The following is a 15,203-nucleotide window of genomic DNA, read 5'->3' as shown; positions in this document are numbered from 1 at the left end:
TTACCCATCCCCTTATTTTTTATTTGGTTTCCAAAGCTTCATAAACAGCTGTTACAACACTTCCATAGCTGCCTGTTGTAAACAGATCTCCGAAGAATTGATTAGAGTTTGCAGCCGGATTCACTAGCGGAGAGTGCTTTTTGTTTGTTAAAAGAACGATGCCAAGGTCATACTCAGGATCAATAATCGTGACAGTGCCTGTCCAGCCTGTATGACCATAAGCGCTGTCGCTTGCATACTTGCTGAACATCCAGTCCATGCTGTCGTTTCCATTTAATCTCCAGCCGAGGCCGTACGTGCCATTCATGTCAGAAGGCTCTACGAATTCTTCGATAACCTCTCTGTCAAAAAGCTTCTCGTTTCCGTAGCCTCCTCCATTCAGCATCACTTGAAGAAGAACGGCAAGGTCCTGTGTTGTTGAAAACAGACCTGCGTGTCCAGATACACCTTCCATTGAATAGAAGGCTTTTTCATCATGAACTTCCCCCTGAAGTGTATATGTTCTGATGTTCGGGAAGCTGATGACGCCGTCGCGGGTATTGCCCATAAGTTCTGTTGCTGAGATTTCCTTCGGTTTAAACCCTTTTTGCAGCGGATTAAAGACTGTATCCTTCAATTTCAAAGGCTTGTACAATTCGTTTTCAACGTATTGATCAAGCTTTTGTCCAGTAATTTTTTCAACGATCGTGCCAAGAAGCATATAATCTACATCGCTGTAAATATTCTGTGTTCCCGGTTCATATGTAAGAGGCGTCTTGTTGATATTTGCAATTGTTTTTTCCCGCTCCTGCGAATACAGTTCCTTTGATACTGCAGGGTTATGATATTGCGGGTCAGGCTTAAATCCTGCTGTGTGATGCAGGACATCAATAATGCGCATCGTGTCTTTGCCCTTGATCACATCAGACTCTGAATCCTTAAATTCCGGAATGTACGTTTGAACTTTGTCGTAAACATCCAGTTTTCCTTCGCTTGCCAGTTTTTGCAGAGCAAAGTTTGCAGCATACATTTTTGTATTGGAGGCGAGGTCAAACAGCGTATCGTTCTCCATCTTCAAAAATTTCTTAAGCGGTGTATGACCGTCAAATTTTTGTTTGTAGCCGTAGCTTTCATTTTTTACGATTTTGCCGTCTTTTATGACAATCAGAGCGGCTCCCGGAAAACCGGCTGCGACTTCTTTTTCAATCAGCTGGTCTACTTTTTCAAGTTTTTCAGAAGAGAAACCGGCTTCTTCAGGTTTTTTTGCTTTCGACAGAACAGAGTACTCTGTTTTAGCTTTAGGCGAGGCTTTGATTTCTGCAAACGATGCAGATGGTGCGATAAGCGATAGAGCAAGAACCGAACTAAGTGCGCTGGCTGTCCATTTTTTCATGTGTTTCCCCTTTGTTTTCCGTATTTTTTTAAACCGCGTCGATCTTCACTTTTTGTCCGGGCAGGGCAAGGTTCAAAAGCGGCAAATCCTCATCTATCACTTTTCCGATGACATTCACTCTTTCATCTGCTTTTAAGACCCGCCTGCAAATCTGGACTTCTCCCCTGTAGCGGCCGTACCCGCTGTTATCCATCGTAATCATTCCTATTTGCCGTTCAATCGTATTGCATGGTTTTACCTCTTCAGCCAATCGCGTATCTTTTAGTCTGAAAACATCTCTTGATGCTTCTGGCCGAAACTGATAAAAGCCGCCTGTAAACTGGTCTGAATGAACCCTTAGAGTTAGAATATTCCGTCTTTTATAAAGAGACAATTTTTCTATCAGGCCGTCTTCTGTACCCGGGTCGCCTATATAGACGTGATCGACCTTTTGAAGCAGTTCAACACCGGCTGCATAGGAGGATATGTTTCTATGTTTCTCTAAAGTTGGCAGTCCATCATACAGCGGTCCTCTTTTTGTCCCTGTACCGGGGATGAAGGCTGCTGTCTCAATGCCGTATTTTCTGAACAGCTCATTTTGAGAATGAAAGAATTCTTCGTCTAAACCGGTTTCTCTCCTCGGATAGAAATTGTGCCATGCTATCGTCTTTTGAGGTTCCAAGCCTTTTTTCAGCAAAGATGCAAGCTCGGGCCCGGTTATCGTGCTCGCATTAATAGAAAGGGCAAAAACGGCAGACAGTGACTGTATCGCAGCTTCATCGAATCCGTCATCAAGTCTGATTCCCCTGATACCAAATGCAGAAAGCTCTTCAAAATTATGTATGTCAAGATGCTTTAGTGTGGAAGGTGATACGTCGGCATGGATCTCAATGTCATGGTTTTCTGCAAGTGCCAGAAGCTCTGCCGCCCTCTGCTTCAGATTTCCCTTTTCTTCAGGAATGTGAAGCGAGGTAAACGCCCGCTTCACGCCTGATGCTGCCGCATGCAGAATCTGCTGTTCTGCATGCGGGTCCTGAAGATAAAATGATATGCCGATCACTTGAACTCAGCTGCCATTTCGTCTTTAAATCCGAATAGATACGTAAAGATGAAACCTGCAGCATAAGAGATGGCGAGTCCTGCAAGGTAAAGAAGGATCTGGTTTGTGTGAACCAGGAATGTCAGCGGAAGGCCGGATACACCGACTGCAATTGTCGCAATATCAAAGTGCGCCTGGAAGGCTCCCCCTACTCCTGCTCCAAGACATGCTGTCAGGAAAGGACGGCCCAGAGGCAGTGTGACACCAAAGATCAGCGGTTCGCCGATGCCGAGCATGCCTGATGGAAGACCGCCGCCAATGGCGCGCTTCAGGCTTTTCTTCTTTGTTTTGAAGTAGATGGCAAAGGCTGCCCCTACCTGACCTGCGCCTCCCATAGCAAGAATCGGAAGAAGCGGATCATCGCCGATTGAATTAATCAGCTCAAGATGTACAGGTGTCAGACCCTGATGAAGACCTGTTACAACAAGCGGAAGGAACGTAGCTCCAAGGACAAAACCGGCAACTACTCCTCCAAGATCAAGCACGCTCAGAAGTCCTTTTGTGATCGTATCAGATACAAAACCTCCAACTGGCATGAATACGATATAGGTTACGATCCCTGTAATTAAAAGTGCAATGGTAGGTGTAATGATAATATCAAGAGACTGCGGAACAAATTTGCGAACCTGCTTTTCAACGAAAGCAATAAAGATGGCAGCGAAAAGGACTCCGATTAAGCCGCCGCGTCCAGGAAGAAGATTTTCGCCGAACAGGGCAATATCGCCCACTGCGGGGTTAATGACCAGAATACCTGCGAGTGCGCCAAGCGCCGGCGAACCGCCAAATTCTTTTGCCGCGTTTGTACCGACTAATATTCCTAGGTAAGCGAACAATCCTGAACCTATAACAGTTAAAATAATGGCCAGCTGTGAATCGGCTGCAAGCCACTCTGCCTGGACAACTGCTTTTGTAATACCGGTAATCAACCCGGATGCGACAAGTGCCGGAATTAGCGGAATAAAGATGCTTGCAATTCTTCTGAGGAACAGTTTAAAAGGCTTTGCATTCTTTTTATCGATTTCCGACTTGTTTTTCGATGCGGCATCCTTTAAGTCGAATCCGTCCGCTGAAGCAAGCAGCTTTTCAAACTCGGCCGAAACCTTGTTGACAGCTCCAGGTCCAAGAATGATCTGAATCGTCTCTTCCTCTACAACCCCGAGAACACCGTCTGTTTTTTTAATGGCATCCATATTTACTTTTGATTTGTCATACGGAGAAACTCTAAGCCTAGTCATGCAGTGTGTAGAAGCACTGACGTTTTCTGCTCCTCCAAGATGCTCAAGCAGCTGCTCGGCAATGAGTAAGTTTCTGTTATTCCCCTTAGCCATTCTGTAATCCCCCTTTTGTTGTGCCTATTTCATTTTTTCTGTCATTGATTTGATCGCCGCTCTTGTATTGTCAATATATCGAACGGTCTCATCATACTGCTCGGTCGCCATTCCGAGGAATAAAATATCAATCATATAAAGCTGCGCAAGCCGTGATGACGTCGCGGCGCTCCTGAATGGAGCTTCATTTGAGAAAGAAGTATGAAGCGAGACATCGCTGAGTGAGGAAACAGTCGTCTGCCCGAAATGGGTAAGCCCAATCGTTTTCACTCCTCTTTCTCTTGCAAGTTTCATCACATTGACGATTTCCTTCGTTTCACCCGAAAACGAAATGGCGAAAAGCACATCGTCCGGCTGTGCATTTGCTATTAATGTTGCAACAAGATGCATATCTGTAAAGGCAGTTGCTCCTTTGTTGATGCGGATCAGCTTTTGCTGGGCATCCTGCGCGACTATGTTTGATGCGCCTACCCCGCAGAAGTGAACGTTTTTCGCCTTCATGAGCATGCTGATTGCCATTTTCAGATTGTCATGATCAATAATCTCCGCTGTATCTCTTATAATCTGAATCGTATTGCTTGTCGTTTTCTCAACAACTCTGTAAAGAGATTCACCAGGCTCAATATCACGGTAGCCTTGTTCAACAGACTTCATCAAGTCGCCGGCAATTCTCATTTTCAGATCCTGAAACCCTCTGAGTCCAAGTGATTTGCAGAGCCTGACAACAGCTGCCCCGCTTGTCTTTGCCGATGTGCTGAGCTCGCTTACGGTGCTGTTTACCACTTCGTGCGGATGTTTGAGAATATATTCGGCAAGCTTTTGTTCAGATTGCGGCAGCTTGGAAAGCATCGTTTGGATAATGGAGAGAGCACCGGTTGTCATAGCTTTCGCTCCTTACCCTTCATGAAGTGAGATGGCTTTTCGGACATCTCCGTCTGCGCGAAGCAATAAATCAGATGCTTCGTCATACGCGACTCCCGCTTTAATCATGACAATGGACGGCTTCACTTTCAGCTCCGCTTTTTCAAGAGTCTCTTTTGCCGTTTCATAATCTGATCCAGTTAACGTCTGGATGATGCTGACGGCCCGTTCTTTGAGCTTGTAGTTGCTCACATTCACATCAACCATCAGATTTTCATACACTTTTCCGATTTTGATCATGGATGCTGTTGAGATCATGTTTAAAACCATCTTGTGGGCAGTAGCCGCTTTCATTCTTGTTGAACCCGTTACAACTTCAGGCCCAACAATCACTTCTATACCGACTTCCGCCGCTTCAGAAATTTTCGCATCTTTGTTGCATGAAAGAGCGACTGTTTTAGCCCCGATGCTTTTTGCATATTGAAGGCCTCCGTAAACATAAGGCGTTCTTCCGCTTGCGGCAATGCCTACTACCGTATCATTAGCTGTGAGCTGGATGGATTTTAAATCATTTACTCCAAAATCTTCTCTGTCTTCTGCTCCTTCTACCGCTTTAACAAAAGCTCGTTCCCCACCGGCAATCAGCCCGATGACTGTATCCGGTGATGTACTGAAGGTCGGCGGGCATTCGACAGCGTCGAGGACTCCGAGCCTGCCGCTTGTGCCTGCACCAATATAAATGATCCTGCCTCCCTTTTTAAGAGATTCATAGGCAAACTCTACGGCCGCCTTCACTTCAGGAAGAACTTCTTGTACTGCCGCCGCTATTTTCATATCCTCGTTATTCATGATCGAGAGGATTTCAAGCGTGCTTGCGCTGTCGATCTTCATTGTTTGTTCATTTCTCAATTCTGTCGTTAATGAACGCAGCTGTTTTTCCATAAAAGGATGTTGCCCCCTAACAAAATTCTTACTATTCAGTATATTTTAATCTAAACATAATTTCAATTTAAACTTAACTTTTTTGAAATTACATTTCAGATTATACGTCCATGATAGCGCTTTTATGACTAGACGGCAAGAGGTGCCGACCTGTTTTCTCAATTGTAAATTATGTAAATGCCCACAATTTTACGGGTCTTTTGATTCGTTTTTTGTGAGCGGGGCATGAAAAAAGATTGGTTTGTATGCAGATTCACATAAGCAAACAGGAAAAAGGAATGATTTTTCAATCAGAACAGAAAAAAAAGACCACAGGATTATGCCCTGTGGCCTCAAAATCACAATACTCGTTTGTCCTTTGCTTCTCTGATCCAGTCCGGAAACTCATTCAGTAAACGGTCATAAAGCTCTTCATCTGTCATTGCATCGATGTTCTGCACATGGAAGAAGTTTGCGTTGTCGATGAACCTGCCTTCCATTGTGTCCAGATTTTCAAGCACTTTAAAATTGGAATCTCCAATCCCGACAAACTGCCAGAAAAGCGGCTTATCAGAAGATGACACAACCGGTTTTTTAATTGTGCTTTTACAGCCTCCGTCGTTTATAAACACGACAAACGCAGGATCACTGCTCGGCTCTTCCTTTAAATATTTTGTCATGACATCAAACATGACCGGCGGTTCATCGTTGCGCCCGAATTTATGTATAGAATCGTTAAAAAGAATCTCTCTGTTTACATAGTTTTCGAAATCTCGTTCTGTGACTGATGGAAGTCTTGTAAATTCATTGTCGTATACCCAGACGTCAAGCATTCCGTCATCATCAAACTGGCTTGCCACTGCAAGAATTCTCTCAACCACCTTTTGCACGGTTCCATCCTTGTAGAGGCTCCGCATTGAACCGGAAATATCAAGAACAAGACCTACTCTTGCGACGACACCTGTAAGCTTTTTTTTCTCAAGAACGATACCGGCCGTTTTTTTCATCAAATTGATTGTGCTCATGTTCACAGCCTCCTATCAGACATCAAGTCCGTAGTTTCGGCATAATGCAGCGAGTCCTCCTGAGAAGCCGCTGCCGATTGCATTGAACTTCCAGTCCTGGCCGTGCTTGTACAATTCGCATACAACTACTGCTGTTTCGACTGAGAAGTCTTCACCGAGGTCATAGCGCAGCACTTCTTCAGAGTTGTCTGCATTTACAACGCGCACGAAGGCATTGGAAACCTGGCCGAAGTTCTGGCTTCGGGCTTCTGCATCATGAATGGTAACGGTAATGCCGATTTTCTCAACGTGAGAAGGCATCAGGGAAAAATCAATGATCATCTGTTCATCGTCCCCGTCTCCTTCACCTGTGCGGTTATCCCCTGTATGTTCAACTGCCCCATTTGGACTCTTTAAATTGTTATAAAAGATAAAATCAAGATCGTTCTGTACATTTCCATTTCCATCTGCAAGAAATGCCGACGCATCCAAATCAAAATCTCTGCCGCCTGAATATTTATTCGTATCCCACCCAAGACCGATAATCACTTTTGTTAAACCCGGATTTGTTTTCGTAAGATCAATGCGCTGTCCTTTTGATAATGAAATTGACAAGTTGATCACCCCTAAAAATATTTTCCATTAAAGGAAGTCTGCTTCTATTGTACTACGAATCTAGCACAAAAAAGTTTCAATTTCCAATTTTTCGCTGCACATTAAAAAAGATTCTCATGTTTAAGGGATAACCATGAGTGGAACAGTCTACTAGATTGAAATTGAAGGAGGATCACTATGAAACGGCATAAATTATATATTAACGGAGAATACATGGATTCAACTTCAGATGAAACAATTGAAGTCGTAAATCCGGCGACAGAGGAAGTCATTTCAGCCATTTTTGCAGGTACAGAAGAAGATGCAAACAAAGCGATTGAAGCGGCATTCAAAGCTCAGAAGCAATGGGAAAAAGTCCCCTCAGCAGATAGAGGAAAAATCGTCAGAGCTCTTGGGGACAGGCTGAAGGAACGGCGTGAAACCTTTATTGAACTACTGATGGAGGAACAGGGAAAGCCATATAAGCAGGCAAGCGGTGAGGTTGATACGGCAATTGACTACTTTTACTACATGTCCGAGTGGGCACGCAGGATTGAAGGGGAAATCATTCCGAGTGACCGTCCGAATGAAAACATCCTGATGTTCAGGAAGCCGATAGGCGTTGTTGCGGGAATCGTCCCATGGAACTTTCCTGTTTTCATCTTGGCAAGGAAAGTCGCAACCGCTCTTATTACAGGCTGCACCATTGTTCTCAAACCAAGCCAGCAAACACCAAATACCGCAGCTGAGTTCACAAAAATCATTGATGAAATGAAAGATATTCCTCCCGGCGTTTACAATTTCATTACCGGAAAAGGTTCGACAATCGGAAACGTGATGGCCTCTCACCCTAAGGTTGGCATCATTACCATGACCGGCAGCGTGAAAGCAGGAACAAAGGTTATGGAAGCAGCTGCCCAAAACATCACGAAGGTGAACCTGGAGCTTGGCGGTAAGGCACCTGCCATCGTGACGAAGCATGCAAATCTCGAGACTGCCGTTAAGAGCATCAAACAGTCGAGAATCACAAATTCCGGTCAGGCTTGTACAAATGCGGAACGTGTGTATGTGCATGAGGATGTTGCTGAAGAATTTATCGAGAAAATGACAGTAGCTATGAAAGATACAAAGGTTGGAATGCCTGCAGACAGAGAGTCTGAAATGGGACCGCTCGTCAGCAAGGACCGCCTGGAAACGGTTGAAAAGATGGTTCATAATGCTGTTGACAGCGGGGCAAAAATTCTTACTGGCGGAAAGCGGGCTGACATATCCGGAGGATTCTTTTATGAACCTACCGTCATAACAAATGTCAGTCAGGATTCAGAAATCATCCAGGAAGAAATTTTCGGACCCGTTCTTCCGATTATGACGTATAAAACGCTTGATGAAGCAATCGAGCTTGCAAATGATTCTGATTACGGCCTCTCATCGTCCATCTATACAGATAATGTCCACGAAGCCATGCGTGCAGCAAATGAACTGAAGTTCGGCGAGACCTTCATTAACCGTGAAAATTTCGAAGCCATTCAAGGCTATCATGCCGGCCTGCGTAAATCAGGGCTTGGCGGAGCAGACGGCAAACACGGGATTGAAGACTTCACTGTCACACAAGCCGTTTACATGCAGTATGACGACAAAAAAGCATAACAAAAAACGTTCAGGCAATTGTCTGGACGTTTTTTCATAATTCCTCCCCCATTCGAGCATGATGAATAACAGGAGGGATTTTTTGTGACCTATTCAAAACCGATCAGAATCATCATTCTTATTCTTTCCTGGGGAAGCCTGTTCTTATTAAAGCCCGCTTCCATCCTTCGCTTTTCGCCTGCCTCTTTTCTTGTCTCATTGTTGTTGGCGGTTGAAACAATGATCGCAGGGCCTTATCAGCTTTGGACGATTAAAGGAGGAAAGAAAAACCGCTTATGGGGAGATCTGAGCTTTATATTCGGCCCGTTCATTTCAGGAACCCTCTGGATATTCCACCTTACACACGGAAAATTTTGGAGGTTTATGCTGCTTAATGCGGCCATGGATTTCCTATTGGCCTATCCTCTCACCTACGTTTTCGAAAAAACAGGTTTATATAAGCTGAAGAAATTAAATAAGCACTGCCTCTTTGCACTTTCGGTTTCCTATGCAGCTTTGATTTACGGCTATCAGAAGGTACTGGAAGGAAGTTTTAAAAAAGAATCATCCTAGGGGCTGGGAGAAAACATGTCGGTAGTTCACTTGAAAATATTCTTAAAACTGATGCTGTTTCAGGGTATGACTACACAAATGAGGTTCCTTTTCTGATAAAAGTGGCAGCACTATCGCGAATGACGCCACATATGAGGTTCCTCTTCCGATGAAAGTAGCAGCACTATCGCGAATGACGCCACATATGAGGTTCCTCTTCCGATGAAAGTGGCAGCACTACCTCGAATAACGCCACAAACGAGGTTCCTCTTCCGGTGAAAGTGGCAGCACTATCGCGAATGACGCCACATATGAGGTCCTTCCGGTGAAAGTGGCAGCACTACCTCGAATAACGCCACAAATGAGGTTCCTCTTCCGGTGAAAGTGGCAGCACTACCTCGAATAACGCCACAAATGAGGTTCCTCTTCCGATGAAAGTGGCAGCAGTACCTCTAATAACGCCACAAACGAGGTTCCATGTCTGATAAAAGTGGCGGCACCCTCTTCTAGTCCTGTACTTTAACACGAAAAAAACACCGAGCTAGCTATATCCTAGTTCGGTGTTTTTCATCTCTGAAATCGTTAAGTTCCAGCATCACTTTTCTTATTTCCGAAGCTTTTGAATAAGTTTTAACAGAACAGCCGCTGCAATGACGATCACCGTTATGACAACTGTTCTTTTGATGGCAGCCGGATCCTGCATCACATAAATGGCAATATATGCCCAGATGAAGACAAGCGGATAATAGACATCATCATTTTTGAATGTAAACCAGACGGCAAGCACGGCTCCGACAATCAGCATAATAACTGCCCAGGCGAGCTCATTCAAGCCAAGGAATGATTCAATGCCTGCCGTATAAAAGAAAATGAAAAAGTTTACGATTGTTGCAACTGAAATCCAGCCTAGATAAATCGAAAACGGTGTTCTCATGAGCCATTTCCGTTCTGGTAAACGCTGAATGCGCGTATACACGATAATCAGGGAAATCAGCAGTCCCAGCATGACAAGCAGCGAGACCGGAAACAGTTCATAATGGAAAGCAAAAAGCCATAGGCTGTTAAAGATACAGCTCAGGAAAAACCAAATGCCAATCTTTGCATAGTTCATGCGTTCTTCTTCATTCACAAAAAATTGTCTTGCCGTCCAAATTCCAAGCAGCAGGTAAATCAGTCCCCAGATGGAAAATGCATAGCCTGCAGGCGTGAACAAAACCGGGATACTGTCAGACACCTCTGCAGATGTCTGTCCATTGAGCGGCAGGGCATTTGCCAGATAGTTAACAACAATGACGAGAACATATCCCGCCGCATTCAGAAGGGCAAAACCGGAAAATCTCTTCATGATGACCTCCTCCTTTTCACAATTAGTGTATTTTGCCTGTCTTTTTTTCATACCCTTAATTAGTCAAATTAAAATAAGCAAAGCACATTTGGGAGTTTTGAACGAGTCATGAGTTTCTTCTCGTCATTCATCATGCTTTTGCTCACGCCATCATATACCTAAAGCATTACGAGTAAAGGAGAGGGAGAGATGAGAGGACAAGTAAGGCTGCTCCCCCATAAATATGGCCCGGTTGTTAAAAATGTGAAAACCAATTCTGAAGGTGTGGAAATGATTCAAGCCCCAAAGATCTGGGAAAAGGGAGTCCGCGGAAGGGGCATAACGATCGCAGTGCTTGATACAGGCTGTGACATCAATCACCCTGATCTGCGCGGCAATATAGCAGGAGGGCGTAATTTTACGACCGATGACAACGGGGACCAAAACCGGGTGAACGATTACCACGGCCACGGCACTCACGTAGCGGGAACAATTGCCGCATCAAAATATGTGGGAGTTGCCCCGCAGGCAAAAATTCTCGTTGTAAAAGTGCTGGCAGGAGATACAGGAAGCGGTGAGTACGACTGGATTGTGAAAGGCATTCTTTACGCCATTGAACAGAAAGTTGATGTTATTTCGATGTCACTCGGAGGACCGTCTGATCATTCTGAGCTGCGCAAGGCTGTAAAAAAAGCCGTTGCGAATCAGATATCCGTCGTTTGTGCTGCGGGAAATGAAGGAGATCAGGACGGGGGCACTTCCGAGTATTCTTATCCCGGCTCATATAATGAAGTGATTTCGGTTGGCTCAGTAGGATTTAACAGGGCATCTTCCCCTTTTTCCAATTCCAATAATGAACTTGACTTAGTTGCACCTGGTGAAAGGATTGTTTCTACTATACCTGGCGGGGAATATGCTGCATTCAGCGGTACCTCTATGGCCACTCCGCACGTTTCAGGTGCACTTGCTTTAATTAAAGAGCTGGAAGAAAAAGAATTTGACAGGACGCTGACTGAAGCTGAACTATACGCCCAGCTCATTAAGCGTACAATTCCTTATGGAAATCCAAAGACGCTCGAAGGCAATGGACTGCTCTACTTGACAGCGCCTGATCTGCTCCGGGATGCTGCCGAAGGAGATTCAGAAGAATAATCAAGAGCCATCATCCGCATAAGATGATGGCTCTTTTTGTATGATCTCAAGTAGTCACCTGAAAAAATCCGCTTAAACAAACTGATTGTTCCTCCTGAACTTCTCCATCAGCCCTTTAGCGAAGTCATTGGCCTTTTTCAAATCGCCTTTTTCCATGTAATAATCAAACAGCAATAAACCGTAATGCTGTGCCGGAAGAACATATCCAAGTTCTTTAAAGTGCGGATAAGCATGGTTTTCTATGTACTGATAGTAGGATTCGACTTCCCCGTTTATTTTTAATAGGTGCATCGTAAAAAAATGAATAAAAGTCTTATTGTCGTCTTTTTCGGCGAGTGACAGACCCTTTTGGGCAAGGGCTGCCAGGTCTTCCTTCTTTGTCAGGCCCTCTTTTGAGAGAGCATTCACATATCCTTCAAAAGAACCAAGGTAATTGGGATCTCCGGGCTGCCGTTTATCGGCAGATTTTTTATAGTATTCTGCTGCAGCTGTAAATTCCCCCTGCCTGAGCTGATGATATCCGAAATTGTGGTGCAGCAGCGCCTGCTGATGAGACAGTCCGTAATCTCCTGCCATCTCTATGAGGCGCTCATATTCTTTGTTTTGAAAAACAGCATCATCCGATTGCTCCAGCTGAATCAGCATAAGCATTTCCGTTTCAATGATTCGTGACAGGCTTCTGTTTTCTGTAAAGAACTGGAGGGCTTTGCCCGCATAAAAGTAAGCAAGGACATTTGAATGAATCGAATGGTAAGCAAGCGCCAGATCGTAATAATATTCACGGTTAGAATATTCTGCAAGATTAATTTCTTTTAATACGGCAATTGCTTTAAAGTAATCATGCCGGGCTCTCAAATGATAATTTCCCTGGATATGCAGCAAAAGATTTTGTTCATATGGGGACAGACCGGTCCACAGGCGCATCTCGTTTAAAAGAGCTTCTGCTTCTTCATTTTTAGAAGATGATAGATAATACCTGGTTAAAATAAGCGTATATGTACGGTGAAAGTCCTGAATCTGAAGCAGGCGGCTGTTTTCAAGCTGCTCTTTGACAGCTTCGGTTTTTGAATGGCTTTTGTGTATGATGGCTTCGTGCCATTCATTAAGAAGTTTTTTAATCTTATAGTAGTTTTCAATTTCTGAATCGATGCTGATTCCAAGCCGCTCGCACAGCAATTGAATGGTTTCCTTCGATACTTCTGTCAGCCCGCGTTCTATTTTACTGATGTGCGTGGCCGAACAAATCGCCTCACCAAGGTCCCTTTGCTTTATGTTGTAGAATTCACGGTAAAATTTAATAATTTTTCCTTCCAGCATGCTGCGTCATCCCCCTGTGTCAAAGCATCTCTATAAAACTATTATAACGGCATGCCCAATTGATTGGCCCCGAGTTCAAACAGAATATTTTTCGGCAGCAGAAATACCCCCGGGAGCCCGGAGGTATTCACTTCATTATTTTGAAAGAACGTGCAGGATCATTTCTGCATCTTTTTCATCCACATTCATTTCATCAGCCAGCTTCAAAGGATCTTCTGCCAGGCCGGGTTTTCTTTTCAAAGCATGCAATGCCTGATAGCAAAGGCTTATCGGTGTTTTTTCAATGCGGGTGGTGATGATTCTGCACACCCCCTGCTTTTCTGTCTGAATGGCGCCAAACTGCTCAAGCTGCTGCATTCTGAGAATAGCGGTCCTCTTTGACAATCCCAGTTCATCCGACAGCTCGCTGATGTCATATGCGACATTTCCGTCAGCATCTCGATGAACCAGCAAATACCCTAGAAGCTTTGAATAGATGCCTGATAGATGTACCAATGCTCTCTCATTTATGTTCATTTCTATGCCACCTAATCCAATCTGTTACAAATCAGTATACATATTGTCTTAGGGCCAATGTTTCATATCATCATTTTGTAATATAGTTTTTACCCGTTTGTTATATATCTGTGAATTTTTAGGAATTTATTCCTTTTCATCGTCTAAATCAATCATCTTATCTGAAAAACCGAACAGCCATGTCAGGACAAATGCCGTTGCGACTGCGAGAAAGTTCACAGCGAGATACATGATGATCTGTCCATTTAAGTACAGCAGAACTCCAGGAATTGCCGTTATCGCCATTCCTGTTGCTTTAAGGCCTGCAAGAGAGGCAGCAAATCCGCCAATGCCGCCGCCAATCAGCGCCATGACAAACGGTTTGATATAGCGGAGGTTCACGCCGAAAATCGCGGGCTCTGTGATTCCGAGCAAAGCAGAAAAAGAAGATGGCAGCGCAATGGCCTTCAGTTTTTTTGACTTGGTTTTCAGGCCCACAGCAAGCGCCGCTCCCCCCTGTGCAACGACAGAACACGTAATGATCGCATTGTACTGATTGTATCCGAAGCGCTCGAGCAGCTGGATCTCAAGCAGGTTAAACACATGATGGACGCCTGTTACAACAATCAGCTGATTTAATGAACCTATGATGAGACCGCTTATGCCAAAAGGCCAGTTTAATATGGCTACTGTGCTGTTCAGGATAAATTCCTCAACTGTATGAAAAACTGGTCCTATGATAAAAAGAGAAAGAATGATCATGAATAAAAGCGTTAAAAATGGTGTCAAAATCAAATCAAGCGATTCTCTTGTATGTTTCCTGATTGAACGCTCAAGTTTTGCTCCTATTAGCCCCGCGATAAATGCAGGGAGGACCGACCCCTGATAGCCAAGAACCGGAATAAAACCAAAAAACGTCAACGCCTCGGCTTTATCTGCCGCCACATCGTAGGCATTTGGAAGGGCAGGACTTACAAGCATTAAGCCGAGCACCATTCCAATGACGGGATTTCCCCCGAAAACCCTGAACGCAGACCATGCAACAAGCGCGGGAAGAAAAGCAAAGGCTGTATCCGTCAGCACCTCTGAAAACGTAATGACATTTTGCGGGATCTGTTCAGGTGTCATGCCGAAAAAAGCAAGCACCTGCTCCTGGAGGATAAGGCCCCTAATCCCCATAAAAAGCCCGGTAGCAACGAGAATCGGAATGATTGGAACAAAAACATCCCCAAACGCACGGACGGATCTTTGAAACAAATTGCCGCTTTTTGCTGCTGCCTCTTTCTGTTCATCCTTTGCAGACCCGGTAACACCTAGCGCAATGACCTCTTCATAAATGCGGTTCACCGTCCCTGTTCCGAAAATCAGCTGATATTGCCCTGAATGAAAAAAGGCTCCCTTTACTTTATCAATGGACTCCGCTTTTTTCTGATCAATGTCTTCTTTCCTTTTCACCATTACGCGAAGCCTTGTCGCACAGTGCGACACAGATGTGATATTTTCACGGCCTCCAAGTGCCCAGATGACTTCTTCGGCAATTTTCCGGGTGTCTGACATGGAATCCTCCTAGATGTATTTG

14 protein-coding genes are annotated in these 15,203 nt (G+C 44.5%); 3 read left to right on the top strand and 11 right to left on the bottom strand.

Annotation, left to right across the window (positions count from 1 at the left end):
• Window positions 1–19: 19 nt before the first annotated feature.
• From pbp4b to AZ46_RS02110, 7 genes are all read right to left on the bottom strand, one after another.
• Complete coding sequence (pbp4b, locus tag AZ46_RS02140) at window positions 20–1,372, bottom strand: penicillin binding protein PBP4B (protein ID WP_029281900.1); 1,353 nt, start codon at window positions 1,370–1,372, stop codon at window positions 20–22.
• 28 nt (window positions 1,373–1,400) lie between these two features.
• Window positions 1,401–2,411, bottom strand: coding sequence for a MupG family TIM beta-alpha barrel fold protein (locus tag AZ46_RS02135; RefSeq protein ID WP_029281902.1), 1,011 nt, complete (start codon window positions 2,409–2,411; stop codon window positions 1,401–1,403).
• Window positions 2,408–3,778, bottom strand: a complete 1,371-nt coding sequence (locus AZ46_RS02130) for a PTS transporter subunit EIIC (RefSeq protein ID WP_029281904.1) — start codon at window positions 3,776–3,778, stop codon at window positions 2,408–2,410. The genes AZ46_RS02135 and AZ46_RS02130 overlap by 4 nt, the downstream gene beginning before the upstream one ends.
• A gap of 24 nt (window positions 3,779–3,802) precedes the next feature.
• Window positions 3,803–4,660 carry a MurR/RpiR family transcriptional regulator gene (locus AZ46_RS02125; protein WP_029281906.1) on the bottom strand — a complete coding sequence of 286 codons (858 nt, stop codon included), beginning with the start codon at window positions 4,658–4,660 and terminating at the stop codon, window positions 3,803–3,805.
• Window positions 4,661–4,672: 12 nt separating this feature from the next.
• Entirely contained in the window at window positions 4,673–5,581 is a 909-nt protein-coding gene (gene murQ / locus AZ46_RS02120; RefSeq protein ID WP_029281908.1) for an N-acetylmuramic acid 6-phosphate etherase, read from the bottom strand.
• A 338-nt stretch (window positions 5,582–5,919) separates the two neighbouring features.
• Complete coding sequence (locus tag AZ46_RS02115; protein WP_029281910.1) at window positions 5,920–6,585, bottom strand: vWA domain-containing protein; 666 nt, start codon at window positions 6,583–6,585, stop codon at window positions 5,920–5,922.
• 15 nt (window positions 6,586–6,600) lie between these two features.
• Window positions 6,601–7,179 carry a TerD family protein gene (locus AZ46_RS02110; protein WP_029281912.1) on the bottom strand — a complete coding sequence of 193 codons (579 nt, stop codon included), beginning with the start codon at window positions 7,177–7,179 and terminating at the stop codon, window positions 6,601–6,603.
• Between the two features lie 177 nt (window positions 7,180–7,356).
• Between AZ46_RS02110 and aldA the strand changes: the two genes are divergently transcribed.
• Together aldA and AZ46_RS02100 are read left to right on the top strand one after the other, a co-directional pair.
• Complete coding sequence (gene aldA / locus AZ46_RS02105) at window positions 7,357–8,805, top strand: aldehyde dehydrogenase (RefSeq protein ID WP_029281915.1); 1,449 nt, start codon at window positions 7,357–7,359, stop codon at window positions 8,803–8,805.
• Window positions 8,806–8,889: 84 nt separating this feature from the next.
• Window positions 8,890–9,357, top strand: a complete 468-nt coding sequence (locus AZ46_RS02100; RefSeq protein ID WP_029281917.1) for a hypothetical protein — start codon at window positions 8,890–8,892, stop codon at window positions 9,355–9,357.
• 583 nt (window positions 9,358–9,940) lie between these two features.
• Here AZ46_RS02100 and AZ46_RS02095 read toward each other — a convergent pair.
• Window positions 9,941–10,681 (bottom strand): TspO/MBR family protein, encoded by a 741-nt coding sequence (locus AZ46_RS02095; RefSeq protein WP_029281918.1) that lies wholly within the window; start codon window positions 10,679–10,681, stop codon window positions 9,941–9,943.
• 189 nt (window positions 10,682–10,870) lie between these two features.
• Between AZ46_RS02095 and AZ46_RS02090 the strand changes: the two genes are divergently transcribed.
• On the top strand, window positions 10,871–11,812 hold the full coding sequence (locus tag AZ46_RS02090; protein ID WP_029281920.1) for a S8 family peptidase: 942 nt from the start codon (window positions 10,871–10,873) through the stop codon (window positions 11,810–11,812).
• A gap of 72 nt (window positions 11,813–11,884) precedes the next feature.
• Here AZ46_RS02090 and AZ46_RS02085 read toward each other — a convergent pair whose 3' ends face one another.
• From AZ46_RS02085 to AZ46_RS02075, 3 genes are all read right to left on the bottom strand, one after another.
• Complete coding sequence (locus AZ46_RS02085) at window positions 11,885–13,129, bottom strand: helix-turn-helix domain-containing protein (protein ID WP_029281922.1); 1,245 nt, start codon at window positions 13,127–13,129, stop codon at window positions 11,885–11,887.
• A 135-nt stretch (window positions 13,130–13,264) separates the two neighbouring features.
• The gene (locus tag AZ46_RS02080) at window positions 13,265–13,645 is read right to left on the bottom strand and encodes a hypothetical protein (RefSeq protein ID WP_029281924.1); all 381 of its coding nucleotides are present in this window, start codon (window positions 13,643–13,645) and stop codon (window positions 13,265–13,267) included.
• A 126-nt stretch (window positions 13,646–13,771) separates the two neighbouring features.
• Window positions 13,772–15,181: a sucrose-specific PTS transporter subunit IIBC gene (locus AZ46_RS02075; RefSeq protein ID WP_029281926.1), complete on the bottom strand. Its 1,410-nt coding sequence runs from the start codon at window positions 15,179–15,181 to the stop codon at window positions 13,772–13,774.
• Window positions 15,182–15,203: the final 22 nt, after the last annotated feature.

This window comes from Metabacillus indicus LMG 22858 (assembly GCF_000708755.2).
Classification (GTDB): Bacteria; Bacillota; Bacilli; order Bacillales; family Bacillaceae; genus Bacillus_P; species Bacillus_P indicus.
The sequence above is the reverse complement of the archived record's forward strand: the minus strand, read 5'-3'. Positions and strand labels throughout refer to the sequence as shown.

What these genes read in the sequence shown, in the direction of transcription:
- AZ46_RS02115 (WP_029281910.1), bottom strand. Translation starts at nt 6,585, where the DNA reads ATGAGCACAATCAATTTGATGAAAAAAACGGCCGGTATCGTTCTTGAG.
- AZ46_RS02125 (WP_029281906.1), bottom strand. Translation starts at nt 4,660, where the DNA reads ATGACAACCGGTGCTCTCTCCATTATCCAAACGATGCTTTCCAAGCTG.
- murQ (WP_029281908.1), bottom strand. Translation starts at nt 5,581, where the DNA reads ATGGAAAAACAGCTGCGTTCATTAACGACAGAATTGAGAAATGAACAA.
- AZ46_RS02085 (WP_029281922.1), bottom strand. Translation starts at nt 13,129, where the DNA reads ATGCTGGAAGGAAAAATTATTAAATTTTACCGTGAATTCTACAACATA.
- AZ46_RS02090 (WP_029281920.1), top strand. Translation starts at nt 10,871, where the DNA reads ATGAGAGGACAAGTAAGGCTGCTCCCCCATAAATATGGCCCGGTTGTT.
- AZ46_RS02080 (WP_029281924.1), bottom strand. Translation starts at nt 13,645, where the DNA reads ATGAACATAAATGAGAGAGCATTGGTACATCTATCAGGCATCTATTCA.
- AZ46_RS02130 (WP_029281904.1), bottom strand. Translation starts at nt 3,778, where the DNA reads ATGGCTAAGGGGAATAACAGAAACTTACTCATTGCCGAGCAGCTGCTT.
- aldA (WP_029281915.1), top strand. Translation starts at nt 7,357, where the DNA reads ATGAAACGGCATAAATTATATATTAACGGAGAATACATGGATTCAACT.
- pbp4b (WP_029281900.1), bottom strand. Translation starts at nt 1,372, where the DNA reads ATGAAAAAATGGACAGCCAGCGCACTTAGTTCGGTTCTTGCTCTATCG.
- AZ46_RS02095 (WP_029281918.1), bottom strand. Translation starts at nt 10,681, where the DNA reads ATGAAGAGATTTTCCGGTTTTGCCCTTCTGAATGCGGCGGGATATGTT.
- AZ46_RS02075 (WP_029281926.1), bottom strand. Translation starts at nt 15,181, where the DNA reads ATGTCAGACACCCGGAAAATTGCCGAAGAAGTCATCTGGGCACTTGGA.